Below are 17,378 nucleotides of genomic sequence, written 5' to 3' on the forward strand. Positions count from 1 at the left end.
TTTAGTCGAGCAACAGGGGGTTCTTAGGGAGCCCTTTTTTCTGCTTAAACTAACGCAGCAGAATACTTGAATGAGCAAAATAGAGTTCAAACCAATAGGGGTCATTATGATTGATGATAAAAAACTGAACCAATTTATATTAGTTGGTGTTATTGAAACGATAACAACAGAAGTTGTTGAAGCCGCAAGAGACAGTTTATTAATCGGAATTAAGTAACTAAAAAGATCTATCTTTTGAATTAAAGATAGATCTTTTTAGATATTATATAATGCAAAATAGCACTTAAAATAAGTGAGAAACAACATCTAAAGTGACAGCAAGCCCTTTCACGTTGTGGAAAAACGTCATATAAAGTTCTGTGATTGTCGAGTTTCAAAAAAAACACCAATATAAAGCTATGGTTTCGTGCGGCCAAAAATCTATTTTCTTAGCGCTTAACTTATTTCACATTAAACGCTGTGCGTGAAAATACTCTGGTAATTCACTAAAACTGTATAAAAATAGAATAAGGGTCTGACAAAGTGGTGAATTATCGACCTTTTTGCGTGTTTACTCAGGTATGTGAATTGTTTACCGTTGTGCCACGCACAGATACCTTAGAATTAATACACCAAACCGCTTTTGCTAGTAGCTAAAAGTGGTTTTTTTAATGGCGAAAATCACCCACCCTATTTTGTATATATAGCAATTTTGTTTAATAAACTTAGATTATCAAGCAAAAGAAAGGATGGAGTATTGAAACGGGGGGGGAGGACTTTTGCCATTATGATTCTAGTTGGAATACTATTTGGTATTCTTGAGACCCTCATTATGAGTTAAAATTGTCAGATACCTGTGTATAAAATCAACAAGCAATTCACAGGCACCTATACATTAGGAGGCAGAATGGTGAAAGCATCAAGGAGAATAGCCATTGTTAATCTCATCTTTTTTATAGTGATGATAGCTATTAATTATTACGCAGGATCAAATGTGGGGATAATAGCAAATGAAAAGTCTGCACTAATTCAGCCAGCAGGATATGCTTTTTCAATTTGGATCCTCATTTTTTTCCTTTTGTTTTTATGGATAGTAAAAGGTTTTTTTGTTCACGGTAAAAAAGTAAGTGTCTACATCGACACTCAAATACTAATACCTATAAACTTTCTATTAAACGGGGCTTGGATACTAGCTTTTACGCAACAAAAGATTCTTTTGTCTACGGTTATAATTCTTCTTTTATTACTCTCAATCATATTAATTTATAGAAAAATAAAACAAAATGTAAACAGGGGTCTCTTTAGTCTTGTCCCATTCTCAATTTATCTAGGATGGGTTTCAATAGCAAGTATTGTAAATGTTTTTACGTACTTTGTTCGCAATGATATCGAAACGTTTCTTGGGATTGGAGAACTAGGCTGGACGGTTATTATGCTCATTTTCGGATGTGCCCTGGCTGTATCGTTTTCACTTATTAATCAGGATGCCTTGTACACTCTTGTGTTTATATGGTCTTATATCGCGATTTACGTTAAGAATCAGGAAGAGATTATAAATTTAGTCACACTCAATTGTATCATTATTATGAGTGTCACCGTTTTATATGTCGTTATTTCAAAAGTTAGCAGAACTAAATAACAACATTGAAAGATTCATGAGAATTCGTTTAAGACGTAAAACATGCAAAGAAAGGCATTAATAGGTACCTATGCAAGTAACAACAGCTTTGAATTACCTTCACTAACATATAATAATTATGTACTTTTTAACTTCAGGCATGCACAGGTACCGATTTTGTAGAGCCAGGTCCTTGTGGTGCCTGGCTTCTTGGATTGTGTATCTTGCCCGAAGCTCAATCAAATGATTGTGTATACAGATAAATTTACATGCGATGGTCGATTTCCTATTCCTTAACCATTTTATAAAAGGTGGTTTACTTTAGACCTGCTTCATCCATAGCATTGACTGCTGTAATTTCTCCAGTTATCGACTTTTGATATGCTTGTATAAATTCATGAGTAATTTCAATTGATGGCCGTCGGAACTTTACGCCATTTGCAAGGGCTAAATCAATTCCTTCGCGCTGCTTTTTACGAATACGTTCACGTTCATCTTCTGCAATCCAGGAAAGAACTTGAAGAATAAGATCGGAAATAAATGTTCCACAAGCGCATTTTACTTATTTGAATAGCAAATGATCGAGATGGAGAAGCTTATTTGAAACACATCTGTAAGTGACGGGAGTAGTGGTGCATGAAGAACAACCATTCAAAATTAGATGAAATTAAAAATGCTTTAAATGCTAAGTTCTATGAGCGCGAAGCCGAGGTAGAAGCAATCCTAATAGCGATATTATCACGACAACATCTACTCATGATTGGTCCTTCAGGTACGGCAAAATCTGCCTTAGCCGTGGAACTTGCAAAAATGATACAAGACACAAAATATTTTCAATGGCTACTGACAAGGTTTAGTACACCTGAGGAGTTATTTGGTCCCTTATCGCTGAAGGACCTGGAACAAGGTTTATACAAGCGGAATACAGCATCAAAAATGCCGGAAGTACATATAGTGTTTTTAGATGAAATTTTCAAGGCGAACAGCGCTATTCTGAACAGCTTATTAAGCATCATTAATGAAAGGGTTTTTTACAATAACGGGTTACCCGTACAAGTTCCCTTGATGTCTGTAATCGGTGCTTCGAATGAATATCCGGAAGAAGATGAAGGACTGGAAGCATTATTCGATCGTTTTTTGCTTCGATTTGAGGTTGAGTATATAGCAGATGATACGAATTTTGTTTCTATGATGAAGAATCTAGGCGAACATGGGCAAATGCCAACCATAACAATGGAGGACTTGATACACTTTCAGTTCTTAACAGATATGGTGGTCATCCAAGAAGAAGTATACAGCGCTATTACAAAAATTCGCAAAGAATTGCGGGATGAAGGAATACGACCGTCGGATCGACGGTTCAAGCAGTCATTAAGCGTGCTGCAGGCGAGGGCATTGATTCGCGGAAGACAAGTCGTGTTGGTAGATGACATTGTAATCCTTGAAAATGCCCTTTGGGAAACGATTGATCAAAAAGATACCGTTTCAGTCATTGTTCGTAGACATGCGCAAGATACTGCTATTCGAGCACTCGATTCTATTCAAAATGAAGCAAATGAAGTGCTCGATTCAATAATGCGGGATAATTCGGCGGAGGCTGGAATGGAAGCAACTCAAAAGATGGAGGCTTTAGTGGCTGATTTGAATATGGTGAAAGGATGCTATAAAGGACGGGATGTGGAAATCGATGCTTTACTTATTAAAGTGAAGTCGATGCAACAAGAAATTCTGAACGCTATTTTAGAGCCGATGTATTTTGGTGCGTTAAACGATAAAAAGGAAATGGGGGGGGATACTGGTATTTTTTATAAAATGTAAAGGAAGTGCGTTAGTGAAAAGGATAAAAAAAGACGAAAAGAACTGTTCAGTGTTGAATACAGATGCATTCGATAAAAGACGTTTCAAAGAAATCTTTGAAATGTCACAAGGGCTCCAAAAGCTTACACATGAAGCGGTATTGCCTACGTTTGAACCTTTGCTAGGTGATATTTGGGCTTCCTTCTATAAGATGAAACCAGCAATAAATGTAAAGGAAGTCGATGGTTTTCTTTCGGTAAATAAATTTCTTATGGAAGTCATCATGGCGGATGAGTACTTTGCATACCATCGGAATTTTACCCGATTAAATGATTTGGAATCCGTCATTAGTGCAATACAATTTGGAGAAAAAATAAACCAATGGTTGGCCCAGCAACTAGAGGAAGATGAAGACCTTCGGGAACAGTCGCTGAAAATTCAACTTCGCCTTGGACAAATGCGCAAGCAGCAATTTCAAGAAGCCGATGGAAAAAGCCAAGTGGATGGAATGAAAGAGTTGAATGAAAAATTACAGCAGACGATTCTAGGCAATCACGAAAGTTTCTTGCAAGCGATGGCCGAAGCTCGACAAGAATCCAAGCAAGTGGAAGATGGCTTGAAATCATTGCTGGGTGGCATAGGTGCAGGAAATGCCGATGCAGAATTAAAAAAAGTTCCTTTACGCGACAAAATATTATTGGCAGAGAAAATTGCATCTACTAAAAAGATGAAAGAAATAGCAGAATGGGCGGGGCGATTTAAACAGATTGCCCGAAAAAAACAAAAGTCGAAACAAAGCGAGTCTGTGACAAGAAGAGGCGTTACAATTGGAAATGACATTGAAAATTTGCTACCAGTTGAGCTTTGCTTCTATACGCATCCGCTAACGAAAATGGATTTTCTTCGTCGCTTTGCGGAATGCGAAACGATGCAATTTGAACAGAAAGGGCCTGAGGATCTGAAAAAGGGTCCAATTGTACTTTGTCTGGACCAATCAGACAGTATGAGCAGCCTTGACACCCAATCGAAAGGATTTACATTAGCGCTGATGGCAATTGCAAAAAAGCAGCGAAGGGATCTATGCTTGGTATTATTCTCTTCATGTACTCAAATTTTTAGATATGAAAAAGGGGAAGTTCGAGCTTCTGAAATGACTAGGCTTGCACGGACCTTTTTAGGTGGAGGAACAAATTTTACACTTGCACTTGACGATGCGGTGCATGTAATAAATGAAAGCCGTTTTAAACGAGCTGATATTGTTTTTGTTACAGATGGCGAAGACCAAGTAACGGATTCGTTCCTGGAAGTATTCAATAAAAAGAAACAAGAGAAAGCCTTTAATGTGCTTTCTCTCGTAATAGGTGGCAATAGAAATACAGTGGAGCAGTTCACCGATCGGGTTATCGAGGTGATAGATTTTGATAACGAAGGAAGCTTTACTGCATTTGAAGTTTAATTACATTGAAAAAAACGTAAGGAGTCAATCGATACATATGACAATTACTTTCTTCGGTGTAAAAACCATTATCGTGCTGAGGGAAACATATCCGCTTCCTATCGTCGACCACTCGATTGCCAGAAAGCGAGCTTTAGAAGCATATGGAAAAGTTGAAAATAGTTAAGACAGAATGTTGATACCTCGTTGGCTTTGCTTTTCATTTAATATGAAATGAAGAGCCATCTATTATTTTTACATTATCCCTAACTTTAATTTCTTCCATTAATTGAAACAAGGCATTGTCCTTTTCTTTTGCTTCTATTATACAGTCAATTTGAGAAACGCTACCTTTAATTTCATTTAAAAATTGAAAAAACATATCTATGTCGATATAATCAGCGTGGTGGCGAAATGCCTTTTGGCTTTTGGGGCTGGAAATATGCATTTTAATTGGAAGAGGAGAGTGGCGCCATGTTTGAATGACACGGTCCCACTGAGCTTGCCAATTGGGATTCTTATGGTGGGCAAGGTGATGGTGATAATCAAATACAAGTGGAATATCCAGCTTGTCACATAAGTAAAGAGTATCCTCCAGTGTAAAAGATGTATCGTCATTTTCCAGCATTATCATTTTTTGAATCGATTTTGGAACGTCCATCCAATTATCTATAAAACGTTCAAGCGATAGTTCTGTATCTTTATAATTGCCTCCCACATGCAAGACACAACGATGAACCGGATCTATTCCCATTCCTTTTAATAATAAATAATGCATCTTAAGGGTTTGAATCGAATTTTTAAAAATCTCTTTCTTAATGGAATTAATAATAACAAAATGATCTGGATGAAAATCAATTCTAAGTTTGTTTCCTCTAGCAAAATCCCCAATCTCACGTAAAAGTTCTCGGAGTGGCTTCATATAATTCCAATCATACAACTCTTCATGATTAGCCAGAGGGATAAGACGAGAAGTTAAACGATAAAAATGTATCTCAGAACCTACATTATGCATCAAAATTCGAAGTGTGTTCTGTAAATTCGAGATGGAGATGCGCTCCAATTTGCGGATAGCGGCTTCTCGATCCCTGATCTTCTGAAATTGTGTAAAAGTCATGGTTTGTGAGGGAGATGCGTTTTTTAATTCCATGCTCATTGCTACATAACCAAGACGTACAATCACATTTTCCACCTCCAAATTCACAAGTCAGTTGTTCTGTACTTGTCATTGCAATACTTTATATTTAGTCGGTTTAAATCATAATGCATTGGTTCTTCTCTAGAGTTGCCGCTTAGGATACCCACTAGTTGTTCTTCGATTTGATTTACTTACAATTCTATTATGAGATGGATTTTGGTTTTTATGTGTGATTATACATAAATACAAAATAATTGTAGTGCTTGGCATTGCAGATGTTATCACGGCGTTTGATGATTGGAAGGTGGAGGGAGTTAAGTTAGCATTGCTCATCGTCCGTGAATAGCGTTGAACGGTTTTGACACGCTTATTAAAAAATTACATGAAACTTTCTAATTAGAGAAAGAAATAGTATTATGAATCAAATAAGTAAGATGACTGTAAAAGCGCTCTCCCCATTAAATTGAGAAGGGTGCTTTTTTATTGCATAACGTAAGGATTGGGAAAGATGATGGTGTATAAAAGTTTAATGGTTTACAACAATTGGCCTTACTCACTTGGTAATCGTATCCGCACGAATGAAGAGGGCACTGGAAAAATCCTTTAAAGGCTTACTTGTCCTTGTCATCTTTTCTCCATTCCTTTATGCTCAACAACATTAGACGATAAATCGTATATATCCCTATATAAGCACCTGTTGCGGGAAAATCGGGTCCAAAAAAATCGTATGAATTGCAGTCATTCAGGATGTAGCAAAACTTGTTTAAGGATAAAGTATGGAATAAATGGGGATAACTTTCTCGTATTTAATATATGTAATAGGCGCATAATAATGTTTCAAACAGAGAAAGGAATGATTTCTAATGGATATGAAGGACAAGGTACAAAAAGAATTGGGTAAGGTTAGCGATGAAACAAAAGAAGAAATTTTAGAGAATTTTAATCAGTTTAAGCAGTATCTTGCTGAAAAAGTTGAGTTGGGGGAGAACATGGGATTGAGTGAAGAGAAACTTGCTAAAACTACAGAGATAGTTGCAAATTATCTTGCCAAACATGAAAATCCTCGGAATAGGGAAGAAAATATTTTAATGGAGCTTTGGAATTCAGGATCAAAAGAAGAACAACATACACTAGCGCATATGCTACTTAAGATGGTGAGAAAAGCCTCCTAGTACGTTAAGTGCTATGGGGCTTAAAAATGGACTCGCCTACAGATGAATTGCACCAAATTTGTTAGTGATATACTGACAAATTGGTGCTTTTTCTTTTAGTCGTTACCTGTACGGACGAATATGTTAGTCACGATTGCGCAGCCAGCTCAGATACAATTAAATGCCTGTTAAAGCCCTCATGCTCGTACATAAATATTTGTAAAGAGATATAGCAGAAATGCTCATATCACGTCAATGGCTGTGACTGTTAATCAGCCTGATGCGATTTTAACTTTTTTTGGAAGGTATGCCACCAACTCATTTTGCGAATGTTAAATAAGGATTAATTCAAAGGAGGAGATGTTATGTTGAAACTGCAGACGGAACTCGAGGAAAAAATAGCCTCTTTCGGTATTGTGAACGATTGTATTCGGGAGCTCGGTTATCAATTGGGCGGAAACTGGGATTATCACAAAGGATGCTTTGATCATATATTGTGCAATGAAGGCGGCGAAACCATCTATATCCGCATTCCTTTTTTGGTGATGGAAGGCGAGCTTGACCATTATGAAGCAACCATTAAATTCGGAACACCTTACGTTATCAAGCATGTTGTGCATATCGGTCTGGATCGTGATGAAAGTTCACTATTGGATGCAACCGGCTTTAGTCAATTCCAAAAACCAATTGATACAGACGGCAAAATTATCGATAAAAGCAGATGGATCCATGCGGGGGAAGTCGCAGTGGAGAATCTTTTGAAATGTATGCATGCACAGAATTTGTTGCAAACCAGTTGATTCATTTGGAAAAGCGGGTATTTTCATTTGGAAAAAGCAACCAACGTCAGAGTTTTGTATCTGTAGTAGGTTGCTTTTTTTATTTATCGTAAAAATAGGGGTTTGTAAGCTGTTTTTGATCAATCTTTATTTAAAAAGACAGGGAAGGGAGTTGAAAAGAATTCATTGATATCCTTCATGACCCAAAGATATGGTCCAATTCTTGCCAAATTTCCTGTTTGGACTGGTTTTTGTTTAAAAATATTCGATAAATTCCTCCCATATTATTTTACTGATGTTCTTCAATTGGTTTAGCTGTACTTATTTGAAGTTGACTTTTAGGTTCTTTATTCATAAAGTTTGCCCCTAGAATTGCAACTATACAAACCGTACCTACAATCCAAAATGACGCGGTATTTACTCCGCTAAACACTTGTTGATAAAATAAAGCTCCAAATGCTCCACCAAGTAATGGACCAACAATTGGAACCCAAGCGTAACTCCAATCAGATGGTCCCTTGCCAGGTATCGGTAAGAAGAAGTGGGCAATTCTTGGACCTAAGTCACGCGCGGGGTTAATCGCAAAACCAGTTGTGCCTCCTAGTGATAATCCGATGGACATGACGAGAAATCCAATGATTAGTGGATTAAGCCCTTCGGTAAATTCATTGGCGCCAATTGCCAGTATCGCTAGGACAAGTACGAATGTGCCAATCATTTCACTTACCAAGTTAGAAAGCGGCTTTCTAATAGCTGGAATAGTTGAAAATATAACTAGTTTTTCATCTTTATTGTTTGTTTCCTTCCAGTGTGGTAAATAATTAAAGTAAACGATGACTGCCCCGATAAAAGCACCAATAACTTGTGCCAAAATATATAACGGAACACTTGCCCAAGGGAAAGCGCCAATCACGGCTAAACCTACTGTAACCGCCGGATTAATATGGGCACCACTGATTCCTCCAACTGCATAAACAGCTACTGCTACAGCGAGCCCGAAGCCCATGGTAATAACAATCCAACCAGAATCATGTGATTTAGTTTTCTTAAGCACGACGCCTGCAACGACACCGCAACCTAAAGTTACTAATATCATCGTTCCAATTAACTCGCCAAAAAATGCCGACATAGGAAATCCCCCTTAAATAAGCAGATTAGAGAACACCAAAAAACGCGAACTTTCTTCCGTCACTAAAATCATTGAAATAGGAAATGAAAAAACATCCGCGGCTTGCTTCTTGATTTTCGAAGGATGTGCCGCGAATGTTATAATCTTTGTTTAGTTATTTATTTTTAATCATTCCGTGCGGATCGATAACAAACTTTTTCGCAGCGCCTTTATCAAAAACTTCGTATCCGTTTGGTGCTTCATCCATCGAAATAAGCGTGGCATTTACCGCTTTCGCAATTTGAGCTTTTCCGCTTAAGATTGATTTCATTAAAAAGTCATGGTATTTCATGACAGGTGTTTGACCAGTAACAAAATGATGTGCTTTTGCCCAACCTAGGCCCATTCGAATCTTCAATGTACCAATTTTGGCATCCGCATCAACGGCTCCCGGATCTCCTGTTACGTACAAACCTGGAATGCCCAATTTTCCTCCGGCGCGTGTAATTTCCATAATCGAGTTAAGAACAGCAGCCGGTGCTTCTCCGTGATCGGGGCCGTTTCCATGCGCTTCAAACCCGACACAGTCAACAGCACAGTCAACTTCAGGCGTTCCAAGAATCTGTGCGATTTGTTCTCCTATATCGTCATGCAAGCTAAGGTTAATTGTTTCACAGCCAAAACTTCTTGCCTGGGCCAATCGTTCTTCAATCATATCTCCCACAATGACACACGAGGCACCTAGTAATTGTGCCGAATGTGCCGCTGCTAATCCTACAGGTCCAGCCCCTGCTATATAGACAGTAGATCCGATTTTCACACCAGCACTATATGCGCCGTGGAATCCTGTTGGAAAAATATCAGATAACATAGCTAGGTCAAGAATTTTGTCCATTGCTTGATCTTTATCTGGAAACTTTAATAATTGAAAGTCAGCATAAGGAACCATTACATACTCCGATTGTCCGCCGACCCAACCGCCCATATCAACATAACCGTACGCGGATCCGGGACGGTCTGGATTTACATTATCACAAATATGCGTGTCTTGTTCTTTACAATTTCTACAGCGACCACAAGCAATATTAAAAGGTACGGAGACGAGATCTCCTACTTTCATGTATTCTACATCCCGACCAACTTCAATGACTTCTCCCGTTATTTCATGTCCTAATGCGAGACCGCTTGGTGCTGTTGTTCTTCCGCGCACCATGTGCTGATCACTTCCGCAAATATTTGTAGCAACAACTTTTAGAATAACGCCGTGTTCGCACTTGCGGCCGACGTTTAGCGGGTTTACCCCGGGTCCATCTCGTAACACCAAATCTGGATATCCAATATCTTCAACCGCTACCTTGCCTGGTTCTTTATACACAACAGCACGATTTCCAGAAGCTTTGTATTCAGCTACCCGCTTTTCTACAAGATTATCAACGGCTTGACTATTTCCTGACATGAACATTACCCCCTATAGTAGTATGTGTTTGCACTCTAGTAATCTGCAAGTACCGTGCCAAGTCGATGACCTCTTATAAACTAGCATTTCGGTAGAAAGAATAGTTAGAATTGTTTCATTTTGTGGCAGTTAAGTGTATAATTTGAGGACAATGATTAAAAAACTATCAACCAGTCAAACTACTAAAGTATAATCCGTGTAAATGTTCATAGAAAATATTATAAGAGGTGAGATTCCTGCTAGAAGAGGGTATGGTTGAGGAGAAAATGATCAAAGATTCATGGAAGCGCTGTGAAATGTATGGACTTAAACCTTCGGATTTCATTGACAGCATTGTTTTAGATCATAAACAAATTCTTGGAGTACTCAAAAAGAATCAAGAACTCACTCATTTTGCTATCCCTGTTTTGGAGAAATTATATCCTGTATTCAAAGAAATGGGCCACATAGTTTCTGTTGTTGATCGCCATGGGACAATTATTTATACTTTAGGAAATGAAAATCTAGCTCGTGAAGTACAGATGCAAGTGGGGGCAAATTGGCTAGAGAACACAAGGGGAACGAATGCAATGGGGGTTGCGTTACATGAGAAAAGTCCTATTAGGGTTCATGGTAATCAGCATTTTATTGAATCGGCGCAATTTCTAACATGTGCTGCTTCCCCTATATTTTTAGCCTCGGGGGAAGTGATTGGGGCCATTAATATTAGCGGTAAAATAGAAAAATATCACCCCTATACTTTTTCACTAACTCAACTTATAGCAGATGACATTGGAAATAGAATTTCGCTTCAACATTCGGAAAAAGAACACCGCCTTACTCTTCAAGAGCTTGAGTTTAGTATTAATAAATATGTCACGGTTCCATTCCTTTCCTTAGATAATGAAAATCGTATAATACGTGCTAATAATCGAGCGAAAACCATCTTAGGCCAAGAAAATATCGGTCAAAAACTAAATGATAACGACCAATTTATAATTGAAACAATTACAAGCAGTTGCCGGAAGTTTAGCCGGTCAATAGCCATTCATCAAAAAAAGAACGATGAAAAGCGCTTACATACATTTTCAGATGTTAAAGGTGCTTGTCCCCGTGTCGTACGCGTAAAAAAACTGGCTGAAAAAGCTGCGATTACTGATATCCCTATTCTACTAAGTGGGGAGACTGGAACAGGTAAAGAATTGTTTGCCCAATCAATCCATTCATCGAGCCTGCGTAGTCATTCACCTTTTATTGCTGTAAACTGTGGGGCGATTTCCGAATCCCTCATCGAAAGTGAGCTTTTTGGCTATATTGGCGGGTCTTTTACGGGTGCCAATCAAGAAGGTAGGAAAGGAAAATTCGAAGCCGCTCAAAATGGCACCCTTTTTCTAGATGAGATAGGTGATATGTCTCTCCGCGCGCAAGTTACCTTGCTCCGGGCATTGCAGGAGAAGGAAATTACACCTGTTGGTAGTACAACAAGCAAAGGGATAGATGTTAGGATTATCGCTGCAACGAATAAAGATTTATTAGAAGAAGTTAAAGAGAATCGTTTTCGTGCGGATTTATATTACCGCATAAAAGGGATACAAATAACACTTCCATCACTTCGAAAACGAAGTGATCTAATACAATTGGCAATTGGCTTACTAGAGGAGAAAGGTTATTCAAACTTAACGCTTTCAGAAGAAGCAAAGCAGAAGGTTTTATTGCATACTTGGCCTGGAAATATCCGTGAACTAATGAGTGTCCTTGTAGAAGCTTCCTTTTTATCTGAAGGAAAAGTGATCCGTTCTGAAGATATCCAAATTGAAACTGATTACACGAGCATAGAAAGTAATGATGGCATAGAGCCATTAAAAAGCGCGGAAAAATTGGTGATTGAGAAATATATAAGAATTGCTGAAGGGAATATAAGTGTAGCTGCGGAGCGGCTCCAAATTAGCCGTAATACGCTTTATCGTAAAATAAAAGAATATAATATTGAGTTCTAAAAATTAAAAATGAAGCAATAGCCGTTAGTTGCTCCGAATTGGAGTGACCAACGGCTATTTTATATCCAAAATAGGCAAATGTTATTTTAGGCCTTTTATTTTTATTAATAAACTGGAAGAATAAATGCCAGTAGCAGTAGTTTTAAATTGATGAAATAAATGTTGTGTGAGCGAAACTATGGACATACAATAACACTATAATTGAAACAGAAAGTGACACAGTAAATAACAGTCAATATTACTTATATAGGTGGAGGAATAATATGATTGATTATTTTGCAACGCTAAGTCCGGTAATGCAGGCTTTGATAGCAACCCTATTCACCTGGGGAATGACCGCACTTGGGGCAGCCTTAGTATTTACAACTAAGACGGTCAACCAAAAGTTAATGGACGGAATGCTTGGTTTTGCAGGGGGCGTTATGATTGCAGCGAGTTTCTGGTCGTTGCTTTCACCCGCAATTGAAATGGCGGAAACTGGTCCTTTTCCATCCTGGTATCCTGCTGCTGTTGGGTTTTTACTAGGTGGATTTTTCCTGTGGACGGCTGACGGGGTCATTCCTCACGTGCATCCTACTTCTCCAATGAAAGATGCAGAGGGAATAAATCCCGCAAATAAGCGACGCAGCACTCTTCTTGTTCTTGCCATTACACTTCACAACATACCTGAAGGACTGGCAATTGGAGTTGCTTTTGGTGCTGTAGCCGCAGGTTTTCCGTCTGCCACTTTGCCCGCGGCGATTGCTTTGGTGATTGGTATAGGAATCCAGAACTTTCCCGAGGGTACAGCTGTATCAATGCCTTTACGAAGAGATGGAATGTCTCGTCGAAAAAGCTTCTTATATGGTCAGTTCTCAGGAATGGTTGAGCCTATTTCTGCCGTGGTAGGGGTTCTGGCTGTTACGACGATGGAACCACTTCTTCCATTCGCTTTAAGTTTTGCAGCGGGAGCGATGATTTTTGTTGTAGTAGAAGAGGTTATTCCGGGTTCTCAAGAAAACGGAAATAAGGATCTGGCATCAGTCTGCTTAATGATCGGATTTACAGTAATGATGACATTGGATGTGGCGTTCGGATAAAGAACTAAAGGCGATTCCAATAATTTTATCCATGTTCTTGAGACATGATGGGGAATGGGCGATATGTTTGCCTTTCCGGTACAGGCGACGACATGCAATAATCCGTTCGCTAAAGGAAGATTTTTCAGCTTTTATACGGGAATTTGTGCATTTACCGATGATCCGTAACGAAGTAACTGAATAACCGTAAAATACAAAAAGACTCCGACGTTAGACATGTCGGAGTCTTTTCCAATTTAAAAAGATACTATCCAAATTGGATTTCCTTGCTATTCATCTAACTATATAACTGTTCATTCTTTGATCCTTAAAAGACGAAGTGAATTTAAAATAACGATTAGTGCGGCACCAGTGTCGCTTAAGACAGCCATCCATAAGGTTAACCAGCCCGGGAAGATAAATATCAGAGCTACGGCTTTTACAATTAACGAAAACCATATATTTTGTTTGATAATCGTCAAAGCCTTTCGACTTAACTTCATTGTAAGAGGCAGTTTTTCTAGATTTTCTATCGACATTTTTTTTGTCTCTCGAATCATGTCTGAAACACTAATTATACCTAAAATGTTTTCAGTTGTGCCTCTAACAATTCAGCTTGTCGATTAATGTGGGGTGTGATCAACATTCCTGGTTGTTTGATTAAACGCGAATATTTGGGTGAACGAAATAGTATCTTGCGCAGGCATCTTAAATTAGGTTCACATATTAGTGGGCTACGTCGACATTGGCCTTCGAAGGCTGTCAGAATAGATTTCCAGGATAGTTCACCTTACGCCTTGATTGATGGCATAATGCTACGCGAAACCAAAGTAGTGGTTGGATAAAGACTCGAATTTCATCAAAGAGCAATTGTTTTACGGGATGCTGGAAGAACTGCTAAATGTACCAGGAGTAAGTGGTAATGAGAAGGCCATCCCAAAATAATTGTGTGGTGCACAGGCAACTGGGATATTGAAATCCCTTTAGGACTGTTTCAGTGTCCATACTCAAAAAGCGCGGCCGACTTTTTGCGTTACGCTTCCGACGAGCTTTGGTTCGGCTTCGAATCCCTAATTGCAAATGACAACAGAAGTCCGAAGAATGCGATGTATCCTGCGACATGGAAGGCTACATTGACCCCGTGGATGGCACCTGCAACCGAGTCGTCACCTATCGCCGCTGTTATCGTGATAGCGACGAGAACCGCAGTCCCAATTGCACCAGAAATCTGACGGAACGTATTGTTCATGGCGGTTCCGTGAGCTATTAGGTGATTTGGTAACTGATTTAACCCTAGCGTTGTAGATGGCATCATGACCATAGCAATGCCGAGCATCCGAACGGCATTCAAGACTGCTAAATACGTGAAACTTGTTTCTTCGGATAGGTTTGCAAACATAAATGTTGTCACTGTAAGGATGAAAAATCCAGCGCGCAACAGCCATTTTGCTCCATATTTATCGAACAATGTTCCCGACACTGGGTTCATAATGCCCATTACGATGGCACCTGGCAAGAGCATCAGGCCCGAATGAAAGGCGTTGAATCCAAGTAGATTCTGCATGAAAATTGGTAAAATCACGGTTGTTGCAATCATGGAGGCGAATACAATCATGCCGAGTCCAGTGGCCAACGTGAACACCATATATTTAAATACCCGGAATTCGAGGATAGGCTCATCCAATTTCAATTGTCGCTGAATAAATAATAAGAGTGAAATAGCTCCGACTACAATGGTTATGCCAACGTTCAAATGAAGCCACCCCGTGTTACCGGCAATACTGAAGCCGTAAAGGAGTCCGCCGAAACCAAGTGTCGAGAGAACAATGGACAAGGAATCCATCTTTGGATTGGTTAGTTCCGTCACATTTTTTAGCAAAAAGAAGGCTGCAATGATAATTATGAGCGCAATTGGTAGGACAACATAAAAAATGCTTTTCCATGCGAAGTGATCCACAAGATATCCGGATAGGGTCGGACCAATTGCCGGTCCAAATGCAATGACAAGGCCATACATGCCCATCGCTTTTCCCCGTTGTTCAATGGGGAAGAGTAGGAACATAATCGTTTGCAAGAGTGGCATCATAATCCCCGCACCTGCTCCTTGAAAAACCCGACCTAGTAATAAAATCGGGAAATTAGGGGAAATTGCGGCGATGAATGTACCAAAGGCGAATATACTCATAGCTGTAATAAATAATTTCCGTGTTGTATATTTTCCGATTAAAAATGCTGTGATTGGAATCATAATTCCGTTGACGAGCATGAAAATCGACTGCAGCCACTGAACTGTACTTTCTGTAACGTGGAGATCCTTCATGATTGGCGGCAGGGCTGTTGCAAGAAGGGTTTGATTTAAAATTGTAATGAATGCACCGGATAATAAAACAGCCATCAGTGGAATATTCTTTTTGAGTTCAAACGTTTGCGGATTTCCCATTATCTGTTAACCACCTCGTTTTAGTTACTTGGTCCCCGAACAAATCGGAATTCAATTCGAACCTGACACTTCTCACATTTTAGTGGTTATTCTACTAGACCCCAAATTGATTGTCTGAAATAGGTATAGATTATTCAGATTTCATACTAGATGCGGCAATAATTGGTATAGCAGTTCGCACATCGCATAACGAAACAATCTGATGAAATGCCATAAATGTATTATGCACTAGTACAACAAAATTGATACGCCAAAGCCTGGAACGCAAGGCGTATGTCCTGAAAAAACACGATGATACCCAACGTGAATTACGACAGGCAATGTGTACATACTAAGTCTTAAAATGAAAATAAGGAATGATTATTCGTGAAAAAAGCTGTCTTTCTAGATCGTGATGGTGTGATTAATGAGGTGCTGACTGACCGAGTAAAGTTTGTAAATCATCCAGACCAGCTGTATTTTTTACCTGGCGTGGCGGAAGCAATCCGCCGGCTGAATAAATTATTCGACTATGTGTTTGTTGTTACCAATCAAGGCGGTGTAGGTTTAGGCTTTATGAAGGAATCGCAGTTACAGGCGATACATGCCCATATGATGGACGAGCTTCGGAAAGAAGGGGCAATAATTGAAGACGTTGCATACTGTCCGCATAAACCGAAAGCAGGTTGCGGATGCAGGAAGCCGAACAGCAAGCTAATTGAAGATCTAGCTAAAAAGTATGACGTGGAACTTACCTCTTCTTACATGGTCGGGGATACAGACACGGATATCTTGGCAGGGAAAAAGGCAGGAACGAAAGCGGTGTTCATTGGAAAAAGTGATCCGCTTGCGGACGCCACGTTCCCAGATCTCCTGAGCGCAGCAAAATGGATTTGTGTTTAAAATAAAAATACGGAGTAATGTATTACTTGTTAAGGTTGGAAGTATCTTCATTTATCAATCATAATGGATATACTTCTAAATTGGAATTGGTCGTTAAATGCTTGATGAATCTCCCTGTTTTATGTCGAATAAAATCCTTGGATGCGGATTGAGTAAAGTGGGAAAATGAGGTGAGTGTAGTACTTCGATATATAATTGTTTTTATAATAGGTTTTTTATTAACTTTCATTATGTCATTTGATTTTTTTAATCAATATAATGTCATGCTAAATCTACTTTTCAGAATCATATTTGCTTTATTTTTCTTGTTAATCATTTGGTTGCTACAAAAAAATGATAAAAGAAGTGGAAAATGAAGAATGGAAAGGTTGGCACTTTTTAAAATTCTGAATGGAAAAAGTGACTACTCATTATGTAGTGCACCCCAAAAGTTAGAGTTAAAAACTAACTTTTGGGGTGTTTTATTATGGCTAAATATAGTGATGAATTTAAAGTAATGATTGTGCGTGAATATCTAGCGGGACTACTTGGATATAAACGGTTAGCTGAAAAATATAAAAT

At 38.9% G+C, this 17,378-nt stretch carries 14 protein-coding genes and 2 pseudogenes; 11 read left to right on the forward strand and 5 right to left on the reverse strand.

From position 1 onward, the window contains the following. Window positions 1-4 precede the first annotated feature (4 nt). The 6 genes and pseudogenes from KSU66_RS21500 to KSU66_RS20630 form a co-directional block, all read left to right on the forward strand. Window positions 5-70, forward strand: a pseudogene (locus KSU66_RS21500) (DUF3955 domain-containing protein); the annotation flags it as partial. Beyond that, on the forward strand, window positions 71-217 hold the full coding sequence (locus tag KSU66_RS20610; protein WP_269053332.1) for a hypothetical protein: 147 nt from the start codon (window positions 71-73) through the stop codon (window positions 215-217). It abuts the pseudogene before it with no gap. 672 nt (window positions 218-889) lie between these two features. Further along, on the forward strand, window positions 890-1,618 hold the full coding sequence (locus KSU66_RS20615; protein ID WP_269053333.1) for a tryptophan-rich sensory protein: 729 nt from the start codon (window positions 890-892) through the stop codon (window positions 1,616-1,618). A 615-nt stretch (window positions 1,619-2,233) separates the two neighbouring features. Next, window positions 2,234-3,415: an AAA family ATPase gene (locus tag KSU66_RS20620; RefSeq protein ID WP_269053334.1), complete on the forward strand. Its 1,182-nt coding sequence runs from the start codon at window positions 2,234-2,236 to the stop codon at window positions 3,413-3,415. A gap of 13 nt (window positions 3,416-3,428) precedes the next feature. Beyond that, window positions 3,429-4,850, forward strand: a complete 1,422-nt coding sequence (locus tag KSU66_RS20625; protein WP_269053335.1) for a VWA domain-containing protein — start codon at window positions 3,429-3,431, stop codon at window positions 4,848-4,850. Next, window positions 4,840-5,016, forward strand: a complete 177-nt coding sequence (locus tag KSU66_RS20630; RefSeq protein WP_269053336.1) for a hypothetical protein — start codon at window positions 4,840-4,842, stop codon at window positions 5,014-5,016. Before KSU66_RS20625 ends, KSU66_RS20630 begins: the two co-directional genes overlap by 11 nt. 33 nt (window positions 5,017-5,049) lie before the next feature. Here KSU66_RS20630 and uvsE read toward each other — a convergent pair whose 3' ends face one another. After that, window positions 5,050-6,012: a UV DNA damage repair endonuclease UvsE gene (uvsE, locus tag KSU66_RS20635; RefSeq protein ID WP_269053337.1), complete on the reverse strand. Its 963-nt coding sequence runs from the start codon at window positions 6,010-6,012 to the stop codon at window positions 5,050-5,052. 818 nt (window positions 6,013-6,830) lie between these two features. On the opposite strand from uvsE, the gene KSU66_RS20640 reads away from it, so the two are divergent. Then, window positions 6,831-7,139, forward strand: a complete 309-nt coding sequence (locus KSU66_RS20640; protein ID WP_269053338.1) for a DUF3243 domain-containing protein — start codon at window positions 6,831-6,833, stop codon at window positions 7,137-7,139. Window positions 7,140-7,483: 344 nt separating this feature from the next. After that, complete coding sequence (locus tag KSU66_RS20645) at window positions 7,484-7,918, forward strand: YugN family protein (protein WP_269053339.1); 435 nt, start codon at window positions 7,484-7,486, stop codon at window positions 7,916-7,918. Window positions 7,919-8,186: 268 nt separating this feature from the next. Here the strand turns inward: KSU66_RS20645 and KSU66_RS20650 are convergent, their stop codons facing one another. Beyond that, window positions 8,187-9,026, reverse strand: coding sequence for an MIP/aquaporin family protein (locus KSU66_RS20650; protein WP_269053340.1), 840 nt, complete (start codon window positions 9,024-9,026; stop codon window positions 8,187-8,189). 154 nt (window positions 9,027-9,180) lie between these two features. Continuing rightward, window positions 9,181-10,461 (reverse strand): formaldehyde dehydrogenase, glutathione-independent, encoded by a 1,281-nt coding sequence (gene fdhA / locus KSU66_RS20655; RefSeq protein WP_269053341.1) that lies wholly within the window; start codon window positions 10,459-10,461, stop codon window positions 9,181-9,183. 266 nt (window positions 10,462-10,727) lie between these two features. Here fdhA and KSU66_RS20660 point away from each other — a divergent pair, with 266 nt between their 5' ends. After that, entirely contained in the window at window positions 10,728-12,437 is a 1,710-nt protein-coding gene (locus KSU66_RS20660) for a sigma-54-dependent Fis family transcriptional regulator (RefSeq protein WP_269053342.1), read from the forward strand. Window positions 12,438-12,700: 263 nt separating this feature from the next. Further along, complete coding sequence (locus KSU66_RS20665) at window positions 12,701-13,516, forward strand: ZIP family metal transporter (protein ID WP_269053343.1); 816 nt, start codon at window positions 12,701-12,703, stop codon at window positions 13,514-13,516. Between the two features lie 293 nt (window positions 13,517-13,809). Here KSU66_RS20665 and KSU66_RS20670 read toward each other — a convergent pair. Both KSU66_RS20670 and KSU66_RS20675 read right to left on the reverse strand, forming a co-directional pair. Further along, window positions 13,810-14,025 (reverse strand): annotated as a pseudogene (locus tag KSU66_RS20670) (hypothetical protein); the annotation flags it as partial. A gap of 503 nt (window positions 14,026-14,528) precedes the next feature. Further along, the gene (locus tag KSU66_RS20675; RefSeq protein WP_269053344.1) at window positions 14,529-15,935 is read right to left on the reverse strand and encodes an MDR family MFS transporter; all 1,407 of its coding nucleotides are present in this window, start codon (window positions 15,933-15,935) and stop codon (window positions 14,529-14,531) included. A 366-nt stretch (window positions 15,936-16,301) separates the two neighbouring features. Between KSU66_RS20675 and KSU66_RS20680 the strand changes: the two genes are divergently transcribed. Then, a complete protein-coding gene (locus KSU66_RS20680; protein WP_269053345.1) occupies window positions 16,302-16,817 on the forward strand; it encodes a D-glycero-alpha-D-manno-heptose-1,7-bisphosphate 7-phosphatase in 516 nt (171 codons plus the stop codon). Window positions 16,818-17,378 lie beyond the last annotated feature (561 nt).

The sequence above is a fragment of the Sporosarcina sp. G11-34 genome, from assembly GCF_026931025.1.

What these genes read in the sequence shown, in the direction of transcription:
- KSU66_RS20610 (WP_269053332.1), top strand. Translation starts at nt 71, where the DNA reads ATGAGCAAAATAGAGTTCAAACCAATAGGGGTCATTATGATTGATGAT.
- KSU66_RS20675 (WP_269053344.1), bottom strand. Translation starts at nt 15,935, where the DNA reads ATGGGAAATCCGCAAACGTTTGAACTCAAAAAGAATATTCCACTGATG.
- KSU66_RS20665 (WP_269053343.1), top strand. Translation starts at nt 12,701, where the DNA reads ATGATTGATTATTTTGCAACGCTAAGTCCGGTAATGCAGGCTTTGATA.
- fdhA (WP_269053341.1), bottom strand. Translation starts at nt 10,461, where the DNA reads ATGTCAGGAAATAGTCAAGCCGTTGATAATCTTGTAGAAAAGCGGGTA.
- KSU66_RS20650 (WP_269053340.1), bottom strand. Translation starts at nt 9,026, where the DNA reads ATGTCGGCATTTTTTGGCGAGTTAATTGGAACGATGATATTAGTAACT.
- KSU66_RS20660 (WP_269053342.1), top strand. Translation starts at nt 10,728, where the DNA reads ATGATCAAAGATTCATGGAAGCGCTGTGAAATGTATGGACTTAAACCT.
- KSU66_RS20645 (WP_269053339.1), top strand. Translation starts at nt 7,484, where the DNA reads ATGTTGAAACTGCAGACGGAACTCGAGGAAAAAATAGCCTCTTTCGGT.
- KSU66_RS20620 (WP_269053334.1), top strand. Translation starts at nt 2,234, where the DNA reads ATGAAGAACAACCATTCAAAATTAGATGAAATTAAAAATGCTTTAAAT.
- KSU66_RS20640 (WP_269053338.1), top strand. Translation starts at nt 6,831, where the DNA reads ATGGATATGAAGGACAAGGTACAAAAAGAATTGGGTAAGGTTAGCGAT.